This is a genomic window from Streptomyces sp. NBC_01410, from assembly GCF_045040195.1.
Lineage (GTDB): Bacteria > Actinomycetota > Actinomycetes > Streptomycetales > Streptomycetaceae > Streptomyces.
Genome location: NZ_CP109530.1, coordinates 8,234,967 through 8,253,882, shown reverse-complemented (window position 1 = coordinate 8,253,882; position 18,916 = coordinate 8,234,967). Strand labels below are relative to the sequence as shown.

The following is an 18,916-nucleotide window of genomic DNA, read 5'->3' as shown; positions in this document are numbered from 1 at the left end:
GAGCGGGTGAGGAGGTCTTCAGCGAGCGGCGGCTGTCTCGGCAGAGGCAGCCGCCGCCCTCCTCTCTGAGCAGACCAAAACTCGCCCCGCTTGGCTCTCGCCGCTCGTACGCTCGCCTCCAGCTCGGCCATCAGGTCCACCGCCGGCACCGGCTCCACCGGCGACTCGGCCAGCTCGCCGCCGCTGGCCTTCGCCGCGATCAGCTGCTCGAGGGCGTGTCCGTACTCGTCGTGCAGCGCGCGCTGCTCGATGCCGGTCAACTCCCGGATGAGCACCTCGGCGAGTTCTAGCTCCGGGGCGGTGGGGCGGTCAGCCGTCGCCTGATGCACGACGACGGCCTCGCCATCGAGGACCGGTTCGCCGGACTCCTCGTCCTGCTCTATGCCCAGCCCCTCACCGTGGTCTCGCAACTGCCGGTCACGGCGGCGATCGTCGAGGGCCCGCAGACGTCGCTGATGCTCGGCGACACTCCCCTGCTGCTGACTGATCCTCTGGACATGCTCGCCCGCCGGCTCCTCGCGCGGCGACGCGGGCACACCGCCATCGGCACCTCGGCGGACTCGCCCTGGCTCTTCCCCGGTGCCCTCGCGGGCCAGCCCCTCAGCAGCTGTCATCTGGGGACCCGGCTCAAGCGGCTGGGTATCTACTCCCGTCCGGGCCGGACCTCCGCCCCTGATAGGGCTCTCCACCCAGCTGCCGGTTGCGGTCCTCACGGAGATGCTGGGGATCAGCCCCGAGAACGCCGATACGCCGCAGAACTCCCCAGGTCGAACACACCCACGGGGCTAAGCACCGAAATCCAGGTTCGGCCGCTGCCCCAACAGCCCTATGGTCCACTCCATGCATGCCGAACAGCTCAAGGCCTCGTCGCGGAAGTGGATGACTGCGGCACTCACGGCGTTCGCGGAGGGGCCCGAGTCATACGACTTCGCGGTTCACCACGCTGGGATCGCCGCCGAACACCTCCTCAAGGCCTACCTCGCGGGCCTCCACCCGGCGCTGATAGTCGAGGCCCGGGACTTCGATTCGCTCCTCCACGCCACCGGCCACGGTACGCACGCCTCAGCCCCCGAGAGTCGGGCGAAGACGATCGGGCTGGTGGAAGCCCATGCCCGAGTCCACAAGATCCTTCGGAATCAGATCCCGATCAACAAGCAGGCACTGGAGCCGGTCGCAAACGCCCGCAACGGCGTTGCTCACAGCGGCGTTCATGACATCACGGAGGTCCAGACGGTCTTCACCACATGCCTGCGGCTGATCGACCCGTTGCTCGCAGAGCTGAAGATGGCTCCGGACGACTACTGGGGCAGCTACGTCCCTCTGCACGACAGGCTGATCGAGGAACGCGTTCAGGCCGCCCGCATCCGGCTGGAAGGCAAGCTGGCCAAGGCGCGGGCCATCTTCGAGCAGCGTTACGGGCACTTGGCATCGAAGGAGCGGGAGATCGTGCTCGCCACGATCACACAACACTCGCCCCGCTACATGGAACAAGACCTGGAGACGACCTGCCCTGCCTGCGGCTCACAGGGTTGGCTCATGGGCGACACCCACATCGAGGAGACAAACAGCCCCGTCGTGGTCTTCACTCCCTACGTCTTCGCCTGCTCCGCATGCGACCTCGACGTCGAGAACGAGGAGTTCTGGCAGCTGGGAGACCTCGGTGACGAAGTTGAACTCTCAGACTCGCCGGAGGACTTCTATGGGACCTGGGAGCCGGATCCCAAGTTCCTCCCGGACGACCCGGAAGACCCCACGATCGATGCGAACTGGGAGCCGGACGAAGACATCTATCGAGACAGATGACCCGCCTCCGGCATGGCATTGCTCAAGTTCTGTTATCCGGAGTTACCAATATTCGCGCGGCTGTTCGGAACGGCACGGTCGTGGAGCACCACGGCGTGCCTCTTCCGCACGAGGGGAGCCAGGAGCCGGGCCGTCCGTGCTTCCCCGGCGGTACCCACCCACCAGCTGTTGTGGGCACGCAGGTATAACCGACCCACCCCCAGCCCCGCCACGACCAACCCGGCCACCAGGCCCAGTTGCCAGTTCACCAGCGCGCCCACCGCCACGCCGACCACCGCGGCGGCCGCCGCCAAGAGCGGCAGCACCACCCGGGCCAGCCGATGCTGCGCTGCCCGTTCCGCAGTCCGCGCAGCCTCACCCATCCGGGCCGCGCTCGCACCCGCCCGCCCCGGCCCCCAGCTCTCGTCATTCCCCCTACGTGGTCACTGCCCTGCACTTGGGTCGCGGGCTCCGAGCTGCTGTCCCCGGGCGACTGCACCGACGCCCTCGGCCTGCAGTACAGCCTGGAACCCTCCGGCAGCGGCTACCGAGTGCGCCCCATGGACAGCGGCATCCTGCCTCCCCGAACCGACGGCGCCGAAGCCATCCAGGCGGAATGCACCGGAGCCACCGATCAGGTCTTTGCTTCAGCCCTCTCGAACCGGCCAGAGAGTTCGGCGGTGCGGGACGAGCGAAGTACCGCTTACCGGAAGCCGGAACCCAAGGGCAGAACGGTCCCGCCCGACCGTTCGCGCACCGATCGAAGTCTCTGGCCGGGGACGTTACCGGTGCTGTAGCCGGTGAGGACTCCGGCGATCGCCCCCACGAGGCGGCCATCAGAAGGATGGTGACATGGACGAGTACGGCCCTGATGAGCCTGCATGTTGACCTCCGCCTCCCGGGAAGCCCCGCACAGTGGAGGGACCGTCCCGAGAGAGACGGGGACGACGCTCGGCGCCAGCCCCCGTGGCAGTCCGTGCGCCAACACGGGGTTCTGCCGTATGCCCTGTTTGGTTGCACCCAGAGGTCAGGGCTCTCCGGACTTCTGAAACGAAATCCGGGTTGCGTGACCCACTGTGCCCCGGAGCGGTCCAAGGCAGCAATTTCCACATGACAGAGGATGAGCCAATCCGCAACGCCCTGTGTCCGTGCGGTCATGACGTCACGGGATATCGGAGACGGCTCCCCTAGTGGGGACTACACACGGTAACTTTCTTAAGCCGAATGGTGGATTGAGCGCTGGTGAACCAAAAGGCCGATGAGGCAAGCGAAAATGCTGACAAATCAGACATGCGGGGATCTTCGGGGTTCTGAGCCGCTGGGTGACGTGCTGATCGTGCTGTGAGACTAAACATGCCCGTGCGTGCGCGCAGCGCCAAATGCCGCACACCTCACACGGGTTGCACCCAGAAACGGGGTGCGCCGGAGACCGGCGCACCCCTCATGGAGGGCTCGATCCCCGTGGCGAAGAACAACGGCGATGTCGCCGTACCCGCCTTCGACAAGAACGCCGCCTCGACCGGTGGCACCGTTCAGGACCAGGCATCCAGCCGCCTGACTATCGCGCAGGTGCTGCCGGGCATCGTTTTCCCGGTTCTCGGCTGCATCCTCTACCTCGTTGGCAAGGTCCCCGTCGTCGACATCGTCGCTCTGCTCGGCTCGTGCGGCGCCGTCGGCGCAGTCGTGACGCTGATCGTCAGCGGCGGTCGCCGTCTGGCGAATGCGGCAGGTGTCGCGCTTGCGCAGGGCCTCGCCCATCTCACCGCCTCGCAGCAGTGAAGGAGTCGGACGATCATGGGACGTCACCAGAATCCGATCGACGCCTCCCGCCCGGCCCGTGCTCATCTGGCCACGGCGCTGCGTCGCGTGCGTGAGGAATCCGGCCTGACCTACACGGAGATGGCCGACCGCTGCACCGTGTCGGCAGCAACACTCAAGCGGGCCGCGTCCGGCACGTCCGTGCCGAAGGAGAGGACCGTGCGCGAGTACATCAAGGCGTGCACCTCGTTGCCGGGCGGCATGCCGTTGAACCTCGTGCTCACACTGCACCGAGCAGCCCGGATGGAGGAGCGCGGCATCCTCACCACCCTCAGCGCACCCGACATCCACCTCATCAGCGACGAGCGGGACCTCAGCCGCGCGCTCGAAGTCCTCTACGAGCGAGATGGTGCTCGGCCGATGCGGGACATCCAGGACCGCAGCGACAACTCGTACGCGCTGCCTATGAGCTCGCTGCGCCGGATCGTGAAGAGGCGAACGATCCCGGCCGATGAGCAGCAGCTCCTCGCGTTCGTCCATGGGTGCGGCGACCACGACCACGATCAGGCATGGAAAGAGGCCTGGGCCAAGGTCACCGGCACGGCCGCCGCGACGGCGCTCGCCCCGAGTGCCGAATGGCAGCCCAGCTTCGATCTCGACCACGCCTATGACGGGAACACCGCCAAAGCGGCCCAGCCGCAGATGGGTAAGAGGAGTCCCCTTCGGGAGCAGCTGTCCAGACTGGCGCGTGAACCAGAAACCTGGACGACAGTGATCACGGTCCTCAGCCTCTGGACCGCGCAGCAGGTCGCCAGCCGCGGCGGTCAGTCGAGGAAGACAGCCGACTTCTCGGCAGCTAAAGGCGCGAGGCGGTCAATTTCTCAGGTGCCCGTGAGGCTGATCGCCTCGGGTGTACAAGCCCGTGATGCTTATGACCTCGGATAAGAGGCGATATCCGAGGCGATATACCGGACATGACGACCCGTCGGTCCGGTGCCCGACGAACGGAGCGGCATGAGATCCAGCGGACCGGTCCGCGCGGCCGACGAGCCCGGCGCCGGTGTCGACTTCCCGCCCGTGGCGAACGGGCTCGACTACCTGGTCAGCGTCGTCGAACTTCTTGCCGTGGGCGAGGACGCGGTGAGCCCCCGCAACCTGAAGTACGCGGTGCTCCATCTCCAGGCCGCGACCGAGGTGCTGCTGAAGTACCGGCTCTACCGCGAACACTGGACCCTCGTCCTGCAGAACCTGGACCTGACCAGGATGAACAAGAACAAGAAGATGACCCGTGCGCTCTTTGACGGAGGCGACTTCGTCAGCTGCACCCCTGAGGAGACCGTGCTGCGGCTCCGCAACATCGTCGGGCTGTCCATCAGCGAGGAGGAGCAGAAACAGATCCTCTCCCTGGCCAAGTCCCGCAACGCGCTGCAGCACTACGGCCTGACCGACTCGGAGGGATCGGTCGAGGCCCGCACGGCGGAGGTGCTCGACTTCCTGATCCGCTTCCTCGACGAGGAGCTACTGCCGCGGCTGGACGAACAGGAACGCGAACGGGTCGAAGACGACGTGCAGTTCATTCGCAGCGGCCTCACCAGGATCCGAGCCTTCGTCAAGCAGCGTATGGAGCGGCTAATGGACAAGCTCGCACCGCACTGGGAGCGCACCCTGCAGTGCCCCGACTGCCGACAGTGGGCCCTGGTGGCGCGGGGCGGACCGACCCAGTGTTTCTTCTGCCCCGCGACTGCGGATCCCCAGTGGACCGCATGGAACTACGCGACTTACACCCTCCGGCTTCCGTGGCGCGACCCTCCGCGGACACACGATCTGTTCAGCCAGCCCTCCACCCCTCCGGTAGACGGGTGCCCGGATTGCGGCACGGACACCCTGGTCCAAGGCGCGATTACCTTTGCCTCGCGTGACCGCCCCACCAATTTCTGCTTCAACTGCGCCATCGCTTTTCCCGATCTCTGCGAGATCTGCAGCCGGCCGTTCCGTGCGGTGGATGAGCAGTCCATCTGCGGCAACTGCCTCTCTCTCGGATCAACGGACGCGCCTGAGTGACCGGCCCGGCAATTCGAGGAGGGTAGGACGATGACCACCGAGCTGAAGCACGTCGAGGTCGTCGACGCTGAGCTGGTCGACGACGCCCCCGCCGCGGGAGCGGTCGCGCCGCACGACCCGGCGACCGCGGCCGTGCTCACGGCCCTGGACCACGGCGCGGAGCAGCACCTCAAGGACATCCGGCTGAAGAAGACCAGGGGCGGCTACGCGCGGGACTGGGCGCTGTGGGCCGAGTTCCACGGCTGGCTCGCCGAGCGCACCAACGACCCGCTGCCGCTGACCGCCGTCACCACCGGCACCCTGGTGGGCTTCGTGGTCTGGCTGGACGAGGTCAAGAAGGCCGCGCCGAACAGCATCGACCGCCGTCTCACCGGCGTCACCGTCACCGCGCGCTCGATGGGCGCCGAGGTGCCCCATGGAGGCAACGAGGGCTGCGCGCACCGCGCTCAAGCCGCTCAAGCTCGACCCCGTGCGGCAGGCCCGCGGCCGCGGCCAGGCCGTCGCCATCACCCCGGACCAGATCCGCCGGATGAACACCGCCATTGCGGCGGTTTCCGTACCGGCCGTCGCCGTCCTCGCTCTGACCGGACACCCGGACCAGGCCACGGCCGTCGGTGTGGTAGGCGGTGCAGTGGCGACCGCCGGCGGCATCCAGATCACGGTGAACATCCGCCGGTGAACCCGCGGTTCGGAGGCGGCGCCCCGGGCTCCACAGCAAGATCGTGAACATCCCCGAGCAGTGCGCGTCGGACAAGTTGATGGCCCCGAGAGCATGTCTCGGGGCCCTCACGCTGGTCGAGGGAGCGGCGCAGCGGCAGAACGGGTACCTCGTCTTCGACGACCGAAACCGCGGCCATCTCCGCGAAGCGGCGAATGGTGAGAGTCCCCCAAGGCCCGGATCTCCCCGGAGACCGACTAACTGACGATGACTCCGTCGTTGCTGTGCAGCCGTCCCGCAAGGCGGGCGGCAAGGGTGGTGTGGCTCGGATGGCCCCGGCGGAATGTGTCTGCAGCTCGGTCACACCCAACTCGCTCGGGGGCGGGGGCGGGGTTCGATCTCGGCTGCGACGGATCGCTGCCAGGTGCCGGTGCCGTCCTGGGCCCGACAGGTGAGGTGGAGCACGATCTTCGTCTTGCGGGTGTCGAAGTCGAGGTCGACGTGGACGGTTTCGGTGCCACCGGAGGCCATGGGGCCGATGTCGATGTTCGTCTCGCGGTCGTATCCCCAGTGGCTGGCATCGTTGCGCCGGCCGCGCATGCCCTCTACGCCTTCGCCGGTCGCAGTGACCGTCCCGGTACTGAGCGCGGGGCCGCTGGCCTGCCGCAGCACGAGGACTCCGCGGGGCACATTCGCGTCCGAGATATCGGTGTGGCCGCTCTCAGTGGTGAACTCCGGTCCGCGGGCCTCGTGACGGCCGACTTCCTCGCCCTCCACCTGTCGGAGCATGAGGGCGACCTGTTCCTCGGCCGCCTTCACCTGTGCTTCGGCCGAGCGGGCGGCGCTCTTGGCGATCTGCGCCTGCCGGGCTGCGTATCCCGCCCCGACGACGCTCACGGCAACCGCCGCGATCGCGGTGATCAGTTCCCCGTCCACGTGCCCTCCCCGGCGCCGGTCCGCTGTCGCGGATCTTCGATCGGCTGCCTACCGGAGAGGGAAGGATAACGGACATTATCCTTCCGTCTATTGAGTGTTCGGCCGGTACGATGGCCCGCCATGACCAGCACTCGACGGCAGCGCTTCTCCGCTCGCCTGGGCCTCGCCAACGATGTCGACGAGGCTCCGTACACCGACGTGCCACCGCACCTGCTCAGGCCGCTTCAGCGGTGGGCCTTCGGCATGGCGAACCGGGCGGACGGCTACATCGGGCACACCGTGTGCCTGAGGTTGCGCATCGCCGTACCCGAGGATGCGAACGCCAGCTGGTGCCTCAGCCAGCTGCAGGGCATCGATTTGCTCGATGGGGTGGACGACATCCTGGACTTGCTGGCCGAGAACGACGTGCGCGGGCTGCCGGAAGTACGCCAACTCGGCGTACTGCTGGACGACGCCGGATCCGCTTACCGTGTCAGCGACGACGAAGGCGGCCTGGAGACCCGTGTCAGCGCTGAGGTCCGCGACGCGGTACGGCAAACCGTCAGTGATGCGGCGGCCGTGCCGTCGGCCGGATCGGCCGCCGATCATCTGGCCACGTCCTGGAAAGCGGCGTACGGACTGCACCCCGACCCGGTCCGCGCGTACAGCGAGGCCATCAAGGCGGTCGAGTCCGCCTCGCACGCGGTCATCCAGCCGAACCACGCCCGAGCAACGCTTGGCACGATGCTCGGCGAGATCGGCAACGCGCGGGTCAAGTTCACCACCGCCATCTCCACCCCGGCCGGGAAGGACCCGATCGCCCCGGTGGAGGCGATGATGCGCGCCCTCTGGGACGGGCAGACCTCCCGCCACGGCAAGCAGACCGGCACCGTCCCGGAGACCCTTGAAGCCGCGCGGGCTGGCGTCCACCTCGCCGCCACCCTCGTGCAGTGGTTCGCCTCCCGGGCCGTGGCCCGTACCCCGTGAGCCACCCGAGCAGCGCAATGAAGGAGGGCGACTGGGCCCCGCACTCGAAAGAGCTCGCTGGCTACCTCGAGGTCGTCGACCAGTGGGAGGACTACGCCCTGCTCGGCGTGCTGTAGGCAACCGTGACGGACGACGACCGGCCGGTGCACATCGCCGCCCCGCCTACGGGTGCCAGTACGCCGCCAAACGGCCGTCACGGCCGCCGGGCGGACACGGAGCGCGCCCATGGTGAAGGGGTGGCAGGCAACCGAGGTGGTACCACCAGGGCCGGGCGTCGGACGGATGGCACGCCCCGAGCCTCATGCGGGCGTGGATCGTCGCCCCGCTCGCCGTCCTCGGCGCCATCGGCGCGGGCTGGCTGATCTACCGCCTGGTTGTCGACCGCCTCGTAACCGACACCTCGGACGCCATTAAGACCACCCTCGCCATCCTCACCCTGGCTGGCGCCGTGCTGGCTGGCGTGTACGCCTACCGCAAGCAGCGCATCGCTGAGAGCGATGCCCACCGCGCCGACGCCAACCAGTTCGCCGACCGCTACACCACGGCGGCCGAACAACTCGGCCACGACAAGGCCGCCGTCCGCCTCGCCGGCGTCTATGCGCTTGCCCGGCTCGCGGACGACTGGGAAGAACAGCGTCAGGTGTGCATCGACGTCCTGTGCGCCTACCTGCGCATGCCCTACCAGCCGGACCCGGATGCCTCCGGATACAAGGAGGGCGAACGCGCGACCACCTCCGCCTGAAACCGGAGAACCCGATTCCTGGCAGGGTCTTGACTTCGATTTCACAGAAGCCACGTTCGACGGCGGAGACTTGTCCGGCGCGGTGTTCTGCGGCGGCACGGTCAGCTTCGATGGCGCGATGTTCTCCGACGGCAGCGTGGACTTGCGATCTGTCGCCTCGTGGGCGAAGCCGCCCCACTTCGACACTGAGGTGCTGGACAACCCGCCCCGCAGGGCTCCTTCTTCCCTCTCCAACCGTCGTTCGACCCTGACGTTCGCGGGGAGGTGCTGCTGGGCGGCGGCCGATGGCATCGACGCCGATCCCGGACGAGTTCCGCCGAGTACGCCATGAGTGCTGCGCGCCCGCCCCGAGTTGCTGAACGCCCATGACGAACCGTCGGCACTGCCCCGGCAAACCGATAGGAAGCCTGCTCAATGAGCGCCGAGCCGGAGCGCGCCATGCGGTACGCAGACGACATCACCCACGACGACGTCCTCGCGCTGGAAGCATTCATCTACGCCCAGCTCCGGCCAGTCCAGGACGCGGCCGGCGAGACCGGGGACACCTTCTGCGCGCTGCGTTCCCTTGAGATTCTGGTCTGCGGCTCTGCCGGGATCCTGCTCGCGCTCCTCAGGCAAGACGAGCGCAGCCAGGAGCAACGGCTGACCATCCTCCGTGAGTGGAACCGGCTGCGGAGCACCGCGAGCTGGTGGGACTATCGCGACGGCTACGACACCAACCGCTGGAACCGCGTGAACCACGTGGACGAGTGTGACTGGACGGAAGGCGACCTGTGAGCGCTGTCGACTCGGGCGGTCGGGTTTTGCCTGCCCGTCCCGGTGACCCGTCCAGGGTCGGTCCCTACCGGATCATCGGCCGTCTCGGTGCGGGCGGTATGGGCACTGTCCATGCCGGTCTCGATCCGGCGGGGGCGCGGGTCGCGGTCAAGGTCATCCATGCCGCTCAGGCCGAAGATCCTGAGTTCAGGGCCCGGTTCCGCCGCGAGGTACAGCTCTCCGCCCGGGTACAAGGCCCTTGCCTGATACCGCTACTGGCCGCCGACCCCGAGGCCGCCGATCCATGGCTGGCGACTGAGTACGCCCCAGGACCGACCCTGAACCAGCACCTGTCCGAACACGGTCCGCTCACGGGCGGCATGCTGTATGCCTTCGCGGCCGGTACCGCGCATGCCTTGGCCGCGATCCACCAGGCGGGCGTGGTGCACCGGGACGTGAAACCGCAGAACGTCATCCTCTCCCCCGCCGGCCCCCGCGTGCTGGACTTCGGCATCGCCCACGCCGCCGACGGCACCAGCGTGACCCGCACCGGCGTCATGACCGGCACACCGGGCTGGATCAGCCCCGAGCACTACCGCACCGGCACCGCAGGACCGGCCGGGGACGTGTTCGTCTGGGGTGCTCTTCTCGCCTACGCGGCCACCGGACGGCTCCTGTTCGGGACCGGCGCCCCCGACGTGGTCGCCTACCGCGTCATGTCCGGTGACCCGGACCTCGACGGCGTTCCGGCAGACCTGCAGGAGATCGCGAAGAAGGCCCTGGCGAAGGATCCCGAGGAGCGGATCAGCGCCATCTCCGCCGCTGAGGAGTGCTCGCTGCTCCTCGCCTCCCAGACCACACAGGTCCTCCCTGTCGATGGTGCCGGGCTGGAGCCGACCATGGTTGGCGATCTCGTCGCCGCCGCGTGGGACATGCCCACCCTGGATGACCCGTCTTGGCACGTGTCCGCCAGGCGACGCAAGGGCCGCACCGTGGCCGTGCTCATCGGCGCCGCTGCCCTGGGCGGGGCGCTCGTCGGCGGTCTCCTCTCCCAGACAGACAGCGCCCCCAAGAAGCGCAACCCGCCAGCCGCTTCCGTTTCCCGCCCCAGCCCGGCTGCGGACATGGCGAGCGGCACGCCCGGCGCCGTCCGGAGCGACGGCAAAGACGGTGCACGGAAGGCCGATTCAGGAGAAGCGTCCCTCGCGACGTGGAAGGAATCCCGGCCGGCCCGGACCCCTGCCGAGAACGACGCCCCCGGAGCGATGGGAACAGGGGCTTGGCTCGACCCTGTCGCCTACCCAGACATGGACCGCACCATCACATTCCATGAACCCAGGGGGGAGGTGTACATCGCGACAAGCGGCCAGGAACTGCCCTCGGTAGCGGTGCAGGAAGTCGCCGAGACGGTCTGCCTGGGTTTGCAGGACCTCGTCCGTTCCTACCCCCACTCCCCCTACAGCAAGTACGTAGTGGTGGACACGGCCCGCACGGGCGGGCCCGGCATCGTGTGGGAGGACAACTTCCGCACCAACACCGCCTGCACCGCGTCCATCCAGGACCACAGCTCACCCGGTGTGGGACAGGACTCCTGGTGGCAGCCGACCGAGTCCGGCCTGGAGCAGGCGCAGATCCCCAGCACGGACAACGACGAGATCCGTGTGGCCGGAGAAACGGCCAGCGGCGTCATCGCCGAGTGGCAGGGCAACTCCCGCATCCGCAACGACCCCAACTGGCTTGACCATCACAACATGTCCGTCGGTTTCGCCCCCGACGAGGCCGTGATGTACGTGTGGGCCACAAAGCCCGAATGGGACCAGACAACGCGGGGAAAGTGGGCAAAGATCGCCTCCGACGTAGCCTGCCAAGCAGTCCTCACCGAGTCCCACGCCCGCAAAGAGTGGCGCTACGCGCAGTACGCGGTCGCCGTCATCGGTGGTGAAGGAGGCAAAGACTTCCTACGCTGGGGCTCAGCCGGGAGCTGCGCAGGCTGAAATAGCGCGCCGACAAAGCCGGGGCAAATCGGCGGACAGGAATCGTCCGCACCACCTGAAACCTGGTAGTGGGCGTATCGGGGCGCAGGGCGTTCTTCGCCTACTCGTTCTCCGCAGAGCACCCGTGTGCCCAACGCGATCGGCACGTGCCACTTGGCGCCCCTCTGTCTTCGGGGCAAGTTGCACGTCCTGACCTGCGGCGGGCGGCGGCATCAAAGGGTGGATGAAGTCACGTGTCCTCAGTGCTCTCGAGGCAATCCGAAGGTGGAGAGGAGTGCCCAGTCCAGCAACGGCTCGTCGATGCGGTCCTTGCCGAACCGCTGCATGCCCTGCAGGCACTTTTTCGTAAGCTGCACCCAGCTGCGCATTCGGCCATGCGGGCCGTGTGCGTCGGCCTTGTCAATGAGGGTGCTGGGTACGTTCGCCCATGCACGGTGGTAGGCGGGCATGGCGGTGCGGACCTCGTCGGCTCTCAAAGGGTCGATCCTGTTCCAGGCGTACATCCGCGCGGCCAGTTCCCTCCGCAGCTTCTCGTAGCCGCGCTGGTCGCCGATGAACACGACGGCGGGGCGGCGGTCTCCCACGTCCCACAGGCGGCGGATCAGGTGGAGACAGTCGGTGTTCAGGTACTGCACGTCGTCGAACACCAGGACGTAGCGACGGCGAGCGAGTGCTTCGTGCAGCAACGATTCGATCGCTGAGGGCTGGTAGGGCATGGGCCCGCGCAGCGGTAGGGCGCGGAAGAGTTCTTGGCGCAGGTTGCGTGGGGTGGGGCGGGGGACGGGGAACCGAGGCCAGATCATTTGTTCGCGTGCGGTGGTGCGGAGCGTGCTGGTGGCGGAGAGTGTTTTGCCGACACCAGCGTCGCCGTGGAGGCATGTCATGCAGCGTCTTTCGACTGCGTCTGCGATCGCGGTTTGGGCGGTTCTCAGTGCCCGGGTCGACACCAGGCGGGCGTGAGCGGGCCAGTTGCGGCGGGTGTCGAACTCGCCGGGTTCGTCAAGGGCAAAGGTCATGTCAGGGATCCTTGGTGATCGGAGCGGGTTGATGGTGGTGCCGGAATCCTGGGGGCGCACGCCAGTGCGGTAGGCGGGCGCGGGTGAGCATCGTCGGGCGCGATGGTGGCGGGATTCAGCGGTGGTTCGGTCGTCGGGGAGGCGGCCAGGCCCAGGGCGAACAGCAGGTCGGGATGAGGGGCTGGCAGGCCCTCGGGGGCCAGCAGACGCCGGTTGGCCAGGCGAGGGATCTGCGCGGCCGGAACATCCACTGGTAGGCCGCGCACAGCGCGGTGTAGCAAGTCAGCTGCGGCGGTGGCCTCACCGGGGCTGAGCGCCGCGGCGGTATGGCCCGTGCTGTACAGGCTGTTGAGCTGCCGGCCAGTCAGCAGTCCGGGCAAAGCGGCCAGGTGAATGGTCGTTTCGGTGTGGATGAGGCGTTGCGGGCTATTGGCCTGGTGGAGATGGGCCTTCAGGATGGCGGCGGCTCGCTTCAGGCGCGTGGGGTCCCATTCCAGGGCGGAGGCCAGGTCGTCGGGGTGGATGCGGCCGGTTTCGATGAGGGCGGCGTGCAGTACGGCGGAGTGGGGGCCAGTTGCGGGCTGCGTTGGGGGGTTGTGAGGTGTGTCCGGCTGGCGGAGCAGGGCGTCGGGTGGCGTGTTCAGAGCATGGGCCAGAGCAATCAGCGCCGCGCTGCTGAGGGTCTGAGGCGTGAGGTGGGAGTCCCAGTCGGTGGTGGGGATGCCCGTAAGAGCGGTCAGTTCGTCGTCGGTGAGGCGGCATTCCATGGCGCGCGCCCGCAGGAAGGGCAGGTCGAACGCCAAGGGGGTCTGGAGGTTGGGCGGGTGCGGGTCGGTCACGGGCGTGCTCCGGGCGCTGGGGGCAGGACGGCCGGGGTAGCCGGGGCGGGGGTGTTGAGGTGCCAGCAGCGGGCAGCGGTGTGCCAGTCCTCTGCGGGGTGAGGGTGGAGAACGGCGGGGATGTGGAGGCTGATGTCGCGGACGAGGTGATCGAAGCGCTCGGAGGTGCCGAAGCAGTTGGCGAACAGTCCCAGGTGCTCGGCGGTGCGCGGGGTGCGGCGGCGGAACTCCAGGGCGGCGCGCAGGAGCGGGCGAGCGCGAGGCGGGATGGCGTACATGTGCCTCGGGCCGGGCGGCACGCCGACGTTGATCCGGGAGTCGCGGTCGATGGCCAGGCGGGTGGCGTGCTCATCGACGCTGGCGAGTTGGGTCAGGGACAGCAGAGACTGTGCGGTGCCGGTGAACAGCAAGGCGGCGACGGCGGCGGCGCGCAGCGGGTTGGGCAGCTGGGTGGTGATGGTATGCCCCACGCGGGGGCTGATCGGCACGGTGGTGATGCCGGGTCCGCCGCGTTCGGCGAGGTCGTCGGGCACGTCGAGCAGGAGTGCTTGGCTGAGGAATCCGGCCTGGGCGCCGCGCAGGCGGGCCAGCGTGTGCTGGGGGCTGGGGCTGAGCACGGTCAGGCGGGCCAGGAACAGGCGCAGGCCTTCCATGTCCTGCCAGGGGATGGCCTCGTCCGGATCGCTGTCTGCCGGTGGGGGTGTGTCGGGTGGTGCGGGTGCTGGCGTGTGGCGGGCCAGCCAGGTGCAGGCGGCGGCGTAGCCGGCCCGGTACTGGCCATCGGTGTGGGCGAAGTCGAGGTCGTTCTGGCGGCGCCAGCAGTCGGCGCGGAAGGCGGCAACTCCGCTGCGGGGCAGGCTGGGCAGCGGGTAGGCGTGGTCGGTGGGGGGTGGTCCGTAGCGTCGGCCGGTGACGGCCGGGCCGAGGGCGTTGAGGATGGCGTCCGTGCCGTACACGGATGTCAGGTCGGTGAGTTCGGCGGTGGTGAGGCGTTCACGCAGGCGCTGTTCATCGTCCGCGGTGGGGGTGTGGGCGATCAGGGTCAGGCGGATGCCGGTCTCGGCGCGCCAGGTGGCCAGGCGTGTGAGGCGTTCGGCAGTGAGGCGGTGGGCGCGCAGCACAATGGCTTCCTCAAGCCCCGTGGTCAGTGCCCAGCAGGTCACCGCGCGCCAGGCCGGGTCGGTGGACATCCGCTCGGCGTCGGGGCGGGAGAAGCTGTCACGGTCCATGGCACGCAGCAGGTCCAGGGCCAGGTAGGCGAGGCTGTTGGTGTGCGGGGTGGGGTCGGTCGTGATGCGGCCGCGGTCTGGGTGGGCGCGCTGGTGGGCGGCGTGGTGGATGGTGCGGTCGTCGCGGGCGTCCAGCAGCAGCGTGACGGGCGGCGGGGTCGGTGGTGCGGCGGGGTGGGTGGGTGAGGTCATGGGCGGCGTGAGGTGTCGATGCGGCGGACGACGTCCTGCACCAGGCTGGGGTCGGGCCGCGTGGCCCCGGTGGTGGTCAGGGCGCGCTGGATGTGGTGGGTCAAAAGGGCCCAGCGGCGCAGATCGCCGTGGGCGAAGCGGCCGTCCAGGGACCACAGGTGTTCGGGCTGGACGGTGTGCCACAGCGGGTGCAGGACGGGAATGGTGCGGTGGATCTGGTCGCGGGTGAGGGGCCGGAGGTTCAGCCAGGTGGCGGTGCGGGTGTGAAGCATCTGCTGGGCGCGCAGGGCCCGTTCACCGCGCTGGCCGGCGATCAGGACCACGCACAGTCCGCCGGGTAGGTCGTCGTGCAGGAAGCGGAGGTATTCGAAGCAGGCGTCGGGCATCCGGTCGGCTTCGTCGACGACCACGATGCGCGGCCCGGTGCCGAGCGCGCGGCGGATGAGGGAGTCGGCGGCTGCCGGGTCGCTGGGCGGGGCGCCTTTCAGTTTGAGGGCATGGTGCAGGTGGGCGCGCAGATCGGCCGGTCCGGGCCGGGCTCCCAGACGCAGCAGCAGGTGCGTGTCAGGGAAGCGGGCTCGGGCGGTGGTGTGGACGGCGAAGGTCTTGCCGACTCCGGCGTCGCCGTACACGCACAGGAAGCGCTGCTGGTGGTAGGCATCGGCGAGTGCAGGGCCGACGGCCGCAAGGCCGGGCGTCATGACGGTGTGTGCCCCGGCCAGGCTGAGGAAGTGCAGTTCCTGGGTCGCGGGTTCGTCGGCGAGAGGGAAGGGCTCCGTGGCCGCCGAGACCGGCGGGGTGGTGGCGGTCAGCACCGGGCCAGGGCCCAGTCGACGATGCGGTCGTCGACCTTCTCGGCGCCGAAGTGCTCCATGCCTTTGAGGACGTGCTTGGTGACTTTGACCCACTCGCGGAAGGAGCCAAGCGTGTACTGGGTGTCGATCCGTTTCATCAGCGCTTCGTCGGCGTCGCGCCACACGGGGTGGGAGTCGGGTACGGCCTGGAGGACTTCGCCCTCGGTCATGGCCAGGATCTCCAGGCGGATGTAGATCCGTGAGGCGAGTGCCGGGTCGCTCTGCAGGGTCTCGTAGGCCTCCCGGCCGCCGACGAACAGGATGGCGGGCTTGGGGTCGCAGTTGTCCCACAGCTTGCGCAGGAACTCGAAGTTCTCCCGCCGGTACTGCTGGGCCTCGTCGCACACGATCACATATGGACGCCGCGGCAGGGTCTCGCGCAGCAGCTTGTCGAACGCGGTGGGCGTGCCGGGCATCTTGCAGCTGAGGTTCATCTGGTGGAACAGTTCCTCGCGCAGGTCCTTGGGGCCGGGGCGGGAGCGGGCGAAGTCCAGCGGGAGGATCAGGTCGGGGTTCATTTCCTGGATCGTGGCGCGGGTGCTGAAGCTCTTGCCGAGCCCCGCGTCGCCGTAGACCACCGACATGGCCCGCGACTCGACGGTGTCGACGACGGTGTCCTTGATCTGTAGCAGGGTGTCGGTGGCGACCAGGGTGGAGTCCTCGAGGCCGAGGAAGAACTGTGGGCGCAGATCGGGGCGGCGGCGGGGTGCCATGGCGGACTGGCTCGCTGTCGGCTCGGTGCGGCGTTTGGGCATGTGCTTGCGTTTCGGAGCGGTGGTCATGATGCCTCGTCTTCCGTTGAAGGGGCAGGGGTCTGGCCGGGGCGCGGCCAGGTGGGCGGGATAGGGGTCAGGGGCTGGTAGGGCTCTGCGCGCCGGCGGGGCGGGGCGGTCGGGGTGGTGCCTTCCAGTTCGGCGCGTGCCTCCTGTTCCGTCATGCGGATGGCGCGGACGGGGAGTTCGGGCTGGGTGGAGGGCAGGTGGCGTTCCCGCTTGCGTTCGGCAGAGCGTTTCAGTGCCTGGCGCAGGACCTCGCTGTGCTCGTCGCGGTCGTTGAGGACTTTCTCGCGCATCTCCTCGCTGACCTCGTTGCTGAGGAAGGCCCGGCCGAGGTAGCGGTTGCTGCGGAAGGTGTACAGGTCGATCTCGTGGTCGTGGTGGGGCATCCAGCGGACGCGCAGTTCCAGACCGATGCGTCCCACGCCTTCCTCGGGCATGTAGTAGCGCTTGTTGAACTCGACCCCGTGACTGGTGATCTTGTGGACCTTGTTGTCGCTCTCCAGCATGAAGGCGCGCAGTTCCTCCGGGCCGGGTTCAGGCCGGATCTCGGTGGGGTCGGCCAGCCACGCCTGAAGCGGCGTCATCCCGGTGCGTTTGAGAACGTGCTGGGTGTTGCGCTCCTCGACCCACTTGCGCAGCAGGTCGACGAAGACTTCGAAGGTCAGGGGCGGGTCCTGGTCACCGACGCGGCGGCGGTGGTCAAGCTGGGGTGCCTTGGTGTAGCGGGGCAGGTCAGCGAAGAACCGGGTCATGCTGGTGCGGTTCAGCCGCTCGATCCCTCCCTTGTGGCGGGCGCTGCGCACTTTGTGCATCGGCACGCCGAGCAGGCCGAAGGTCCGCCGGACGGTTTTGGACAGGAAGTCGGAGCCGCCGTCGACGCGTACGAGATGCGGCAGTCCACCGGCGGGCCCATAGGGGGCTTCGCGCAACACGGAGGCGCGGACGGCCGCCAGAACTGATCCGCGGTGCGCGGAGCCGGCGGTGACCGCCCAGCCCACCACGTAGTCGGTGCCGCGGTCCTCGAACCACGTCACCCACACCTTCGACAGCTTCTTGTCGGGCATCATCACGACGGTCGGGGCCTGCTTGTGGTCCCCCTCCCACACCTCATTGCGGGCCACCGTCGGCCGCTGGAAGGCAGGGTCGAAACCGCGGGCAGCTGGGATGCCCTCCCGCAGGCCGGCCATGAAACCGGGGTCGAGGTCACGGGCGATGGCGTCGTGCAGCGTGGTCAGACCCACCGGCTCCTCCCCCGCCTCCTCCGCGACACGCACCAGACGCTCATGGGCACGTTTCACGTTGCCCTGGTAGTCGGCGAGGACATCGATGATCTCTTCGGTGATCCGAAACCGCTTGCGCTCAGGCTTCTCCGGTGAGCCGGTCTCCTCCGCCTGCGCGAGCCAGCGCCACACCTGCCGCACGCTCACGTCCACTGAGTTGGCGACCAGCTTCACGTGAGCGGTCTTCAGCTCTCCCTTTTCCCTCAGCCTGAGCAGCTGACTGACCGCAGCAACCCGTAGCTCGTGCCGGTGCCGCCCCAGGCCCGTCTCCTCCGGTGCGCTCTCTTGCGTGGTCATTGCTCGCGGCCCTTGGGAGGTGAGGCCGTGAGTAACGGCACCTTGTACAAATGAGCCTCCAACTGCGGGCAGCAGTAAGCACAGGATGGTCTTCCTGGCGTGGCCTCTGTGAAGAGTGCGCCGACCATGAGGCTAGGAGCAGTGCAAGATTCTCCCCTATGGCGCTCACTCGTTTGGAGTGCTCAGACTCGACTTGCTCTCATATCGACGGGCAGATGCGATATAGGAATGCAGGCCCCGGAGCCACGGCACGGTCAGACGCATTGCCCCATTGGGAACTTAGTTCCGTGGTCGCATATCGACGGAAGTCTCGGCCGCAACCACCACCTGCCCACGGTGGACGAGATTTCGCCCTGTCTGTGGACATCTAGGGACCCAGGTCTCTGACACGTTCGGTCGGGCTGGGCACAGCTGATCAGAAACCGACATTGGCGTGCCATCTCGGAATTTTTCCGGGGTTCGTGCTGATGCAACCGCTCTCGCAGCCTGTACTGCTTTGCATGGAGTGCCGGTCTTCCCGTCGTCCTTGCAGCCGTCTCTCGGAGCTAAACCAGGTCCTGTCCGCAGTTCTCGAACGGCCCTGTGCCTGCCGAGACAAAGCCTTGGGGCAGAAGTCTCCTGTGCTTCCTGCACAGCCGGAGGCACCAACAGGGTCTCCTCACCCAGTACAGGTGATCGTCGACCCTTCGGATGACATCGAGTTGATGCAGGCAGCTCTGCGGGCGCATGCGCCAGAAAGGGGACGAGTAGCAGTCCATATCGCTCCCACGCGCTGGC

Annotated in this window: 17 protein-coding genes; 9 read left to right on the top strand and 8 right to left on the bottom strand. The window is 68.1% G+C overall.

Going from position 1 to position 18,916, the window contains the following annotated elements:
* Positions 1 to 840 precede the first annotated feature (840 nt).
* Positions 841 to 1,803 (top strand): hypothetical protein, encoded by a 963-nt coding sequence (locus tag OG741_RS37545; protein WP_405593900.1) that lies wholly within the window; start codon positions 841 to 843, stop codon positions 1,801 to 1,803.
* A 32-nt stretch (positions 1,804 to 1,835) separates the two neighbouring features.
* Here the strand turns inward: OG741_RS37545 and OG741_RS37540 are convergent, their stop codons facing one another.
* Positions 1,836 to 2,165, bottom strand: a complete 330-nt coding sequence (locus tag OG741_RS37540; protein ID WP_405593902.1) for a hypothetical protein — start codon at positions 2,163 to 2,165, stop codon at positions 1,836 to 1,838.
* A gap of 1,078 nt (positions 2,166 to 3,243) precedes the next feature.
* Between OG741_RS37540 and OG741_RS37535 the strand changes: the two genes are divergently transcribed.
* The 4 genes from OG741_RS37535 (at position 3,244) to OG741_RS37520 (ending at position 6,327) form a co-directional block, all read left to right on the top strand.
* Entirely contained in the window at positions 3,244 to 3,561 is a 318-nt protein-coding gene (locus OG741_RS37535) for a hypothetical protein (RefSeq protein WP_405593904.1), read from the top strand.
* A gap of 15 nt (positions 3,562 to 3,576) precedes the next feature.
* Positions 3,577 to 4,485 (top strand): helix-turn-helix domain-containing protein, encoded by a 909-nt coding sequence (locus OG741_RS37530; RefSeq protein ID WP_405593906.1) that lies wholly within the window; start codon positions 3,577 to 3,579, stop codon positions 4,483 to 4,485.
* 69 nt (positions 4,486 to 4,554) lie between these two features.
* On the top strand, positions 4,555 to 5,601 hold the full coding sequence (locus OG741_RS37525) for a hypothetical protein (protein WP_405593908.1): 1,047 nt from the start codon (positions 4,555 to 4,557) through the stop codon (positions 5,599 to 5,601).
* A 30-nt stretch (positions 5,602 to 5,631) separates the two neighbouring features.
* Positions 5,632 to 6,327, top strand: coding sequence for a hypothetical protein (locus tag OG741_RS37520; RefSeq protein WP_405593910.1), 696 nt, complete (start codon positions 5,632 to 5,634; stop codon positions 6,325 to 6,327).
* Between the two features lie 292 nt (positions 6,328 to 6,619).
* On the opposite strand, the gene OG741_RS37515 is transcribed toward OG741_RS37520, so the two are convergent.
* Entirely contained in the window at positions 6,620 to 7,195 is a 576-nt protein-coding gene (locus tag OG741_RS37515) for a hypothetical protein (RefSeq protein ID WP_405593912.1), read from the bottom strand.
* Between the two features lie 120 nt (positions 7,196 to 7,315).
* On the opposite strand from OG741_RS37515, the gene OG741_RS37510 reads away from it, so the two are divergent.
* From OG741_RS37510 to OG741_RS37495, 4 genes are all read left to right on the top strand, one after another.
* Entirely contained in the window at positions 7,316 to 8,161 is an 846-nt protein-coding gene (locus OG741_RS37510) for a hypothetical protein (RefSeq protein WP_405593914.1), read from the top strand.
* 301 nt (positions 8,162 to 8,462) lie between these two features.
* Complete coding sequence (locus OG741_RS37505) at positions 8,463 to 8,903, top strand: hypothetical protein (RefSeq protein ID WP_405593916.1); 441 nt, start codon at positions 8,463 to 8,465, stop codon at positions 8,901 to 8,903.
* Between the two features lie 414 nt (positions 8,904 to 9,317).
* Positions 9,318 to 9,680: a hypothetical protein gene (locus tag OG741_RS37500; protein ID WP_405593919.1), complete on the top strand. Its 363-nt coding sequence runs from the start codon at positions 9,318 to 9,320 to the stop codon at positions 9,678 to 9,680.
* Positions 9,677 to 11,653, top strand: coding sequence for a serine/threonine-protein kinase (locus OG741_RS37495; RefSeq protein WP_405593921.1), 1,977 nt, complete (start codon positions 9,677 to 9,679; stop codon positions 11,651 to 11,653). The genes OG741_RS37500 and OG741_RS37495 overlap by 4 nt, the downstream gene beginning before the upstream one ends.
* Before the next feature lie 239 nt (positions 11,654 to 11,892).
* Here OG741_RS37495 and OG741_RS37490 read toward each other — a convergent pair whose 3' ends face one another.
* Genes OG741_RS37490 through OG741_RS37465 form a run of 6 tightly spaced genes read right to left on the bottom strand, consistent with a single transcriptional unit; the run spans position 11,893 to position 18,139 of the window.
* Complete coding sequence (locus tag OG741_RS37490) at positions 11,893 to 12,669, bottom strand: AAA family ATPase (protein ID WP_405593923.1); 777 nt, start codon at positions 12,667 to 12,669, stop codon at positions 11,893 to 11,895.
* Positions 12,666 to 13,508 (bottom strand): hypothetical protein, encoded by an 843-nt coding sequence (locus tag OG741_RS37485; RefSeq protein WP_405593925.1) that lies wholly within the window; start codon positions 13,506 to 13,508, stop codon positions 12,666 to 12,668. The genes OG741_RS37490 and OG741_RS37485 overlap by 4 nt, the downstream gene beginning before the upstream one ends.
* On the bottom strand, positions 13,505 to 14,929 hold the full coding sequence (locus OG741_RS37480) for a hypothetical protein (RefSeq protein ID WP_405605311.1): 1,425 nt from the start codon (positions 14,927 to 14,929) through the stop codon (positions 13,505 to 13,507). Before OG741_RS37480 ends, OG741_RS37485 begins: the two co-directional genes overlap by 4 nt.
* Positions 14,926 to 15,744, bottom strand: coding sequence for an AAA family ATPase (locus tag OG741_RS37475; protein ID WP_405605308.1), 819 nt, complete (start codon positions 15,742 to 15,744; stop codon positions 14,926 to 14,928). Before OG741_RS37475 ends, OG741_RS37480 begins: the two co-directional genes overlap by 4 nt.
* Positions 15,738 to 16,565, bottom strand: a complete 828-nt coding sequence (locus OG741_RS37470) for an AAA family ATPase (protein WP_405605306.1) — start codon at positions 16,563 to 16,565, stop codon at positions 15,738 to 15,740. The genes OG741_RS37475 and OG741_RS37470 overlap by 7 nt, the downstream gene beginning before the upstream one ends.
* Positions 16,562 to 18,139, bottom strand: coding sequence for a Mu transposase C-terminal domain-containing protein (locus OG741_RS37465; protein ID WP_405605304.1), 1,578 nt, complete (start codon positions 18,137 to 18,139; stop codon positions 16,562 to 16,564). Before OG741_RS37465 ends, OG741_RS37470 begins: the two co-directional genes overlap by 4 nt.
* Between the last annotated feature and the right edge of the window lie 777 nt (positions 18,140 to 18,916).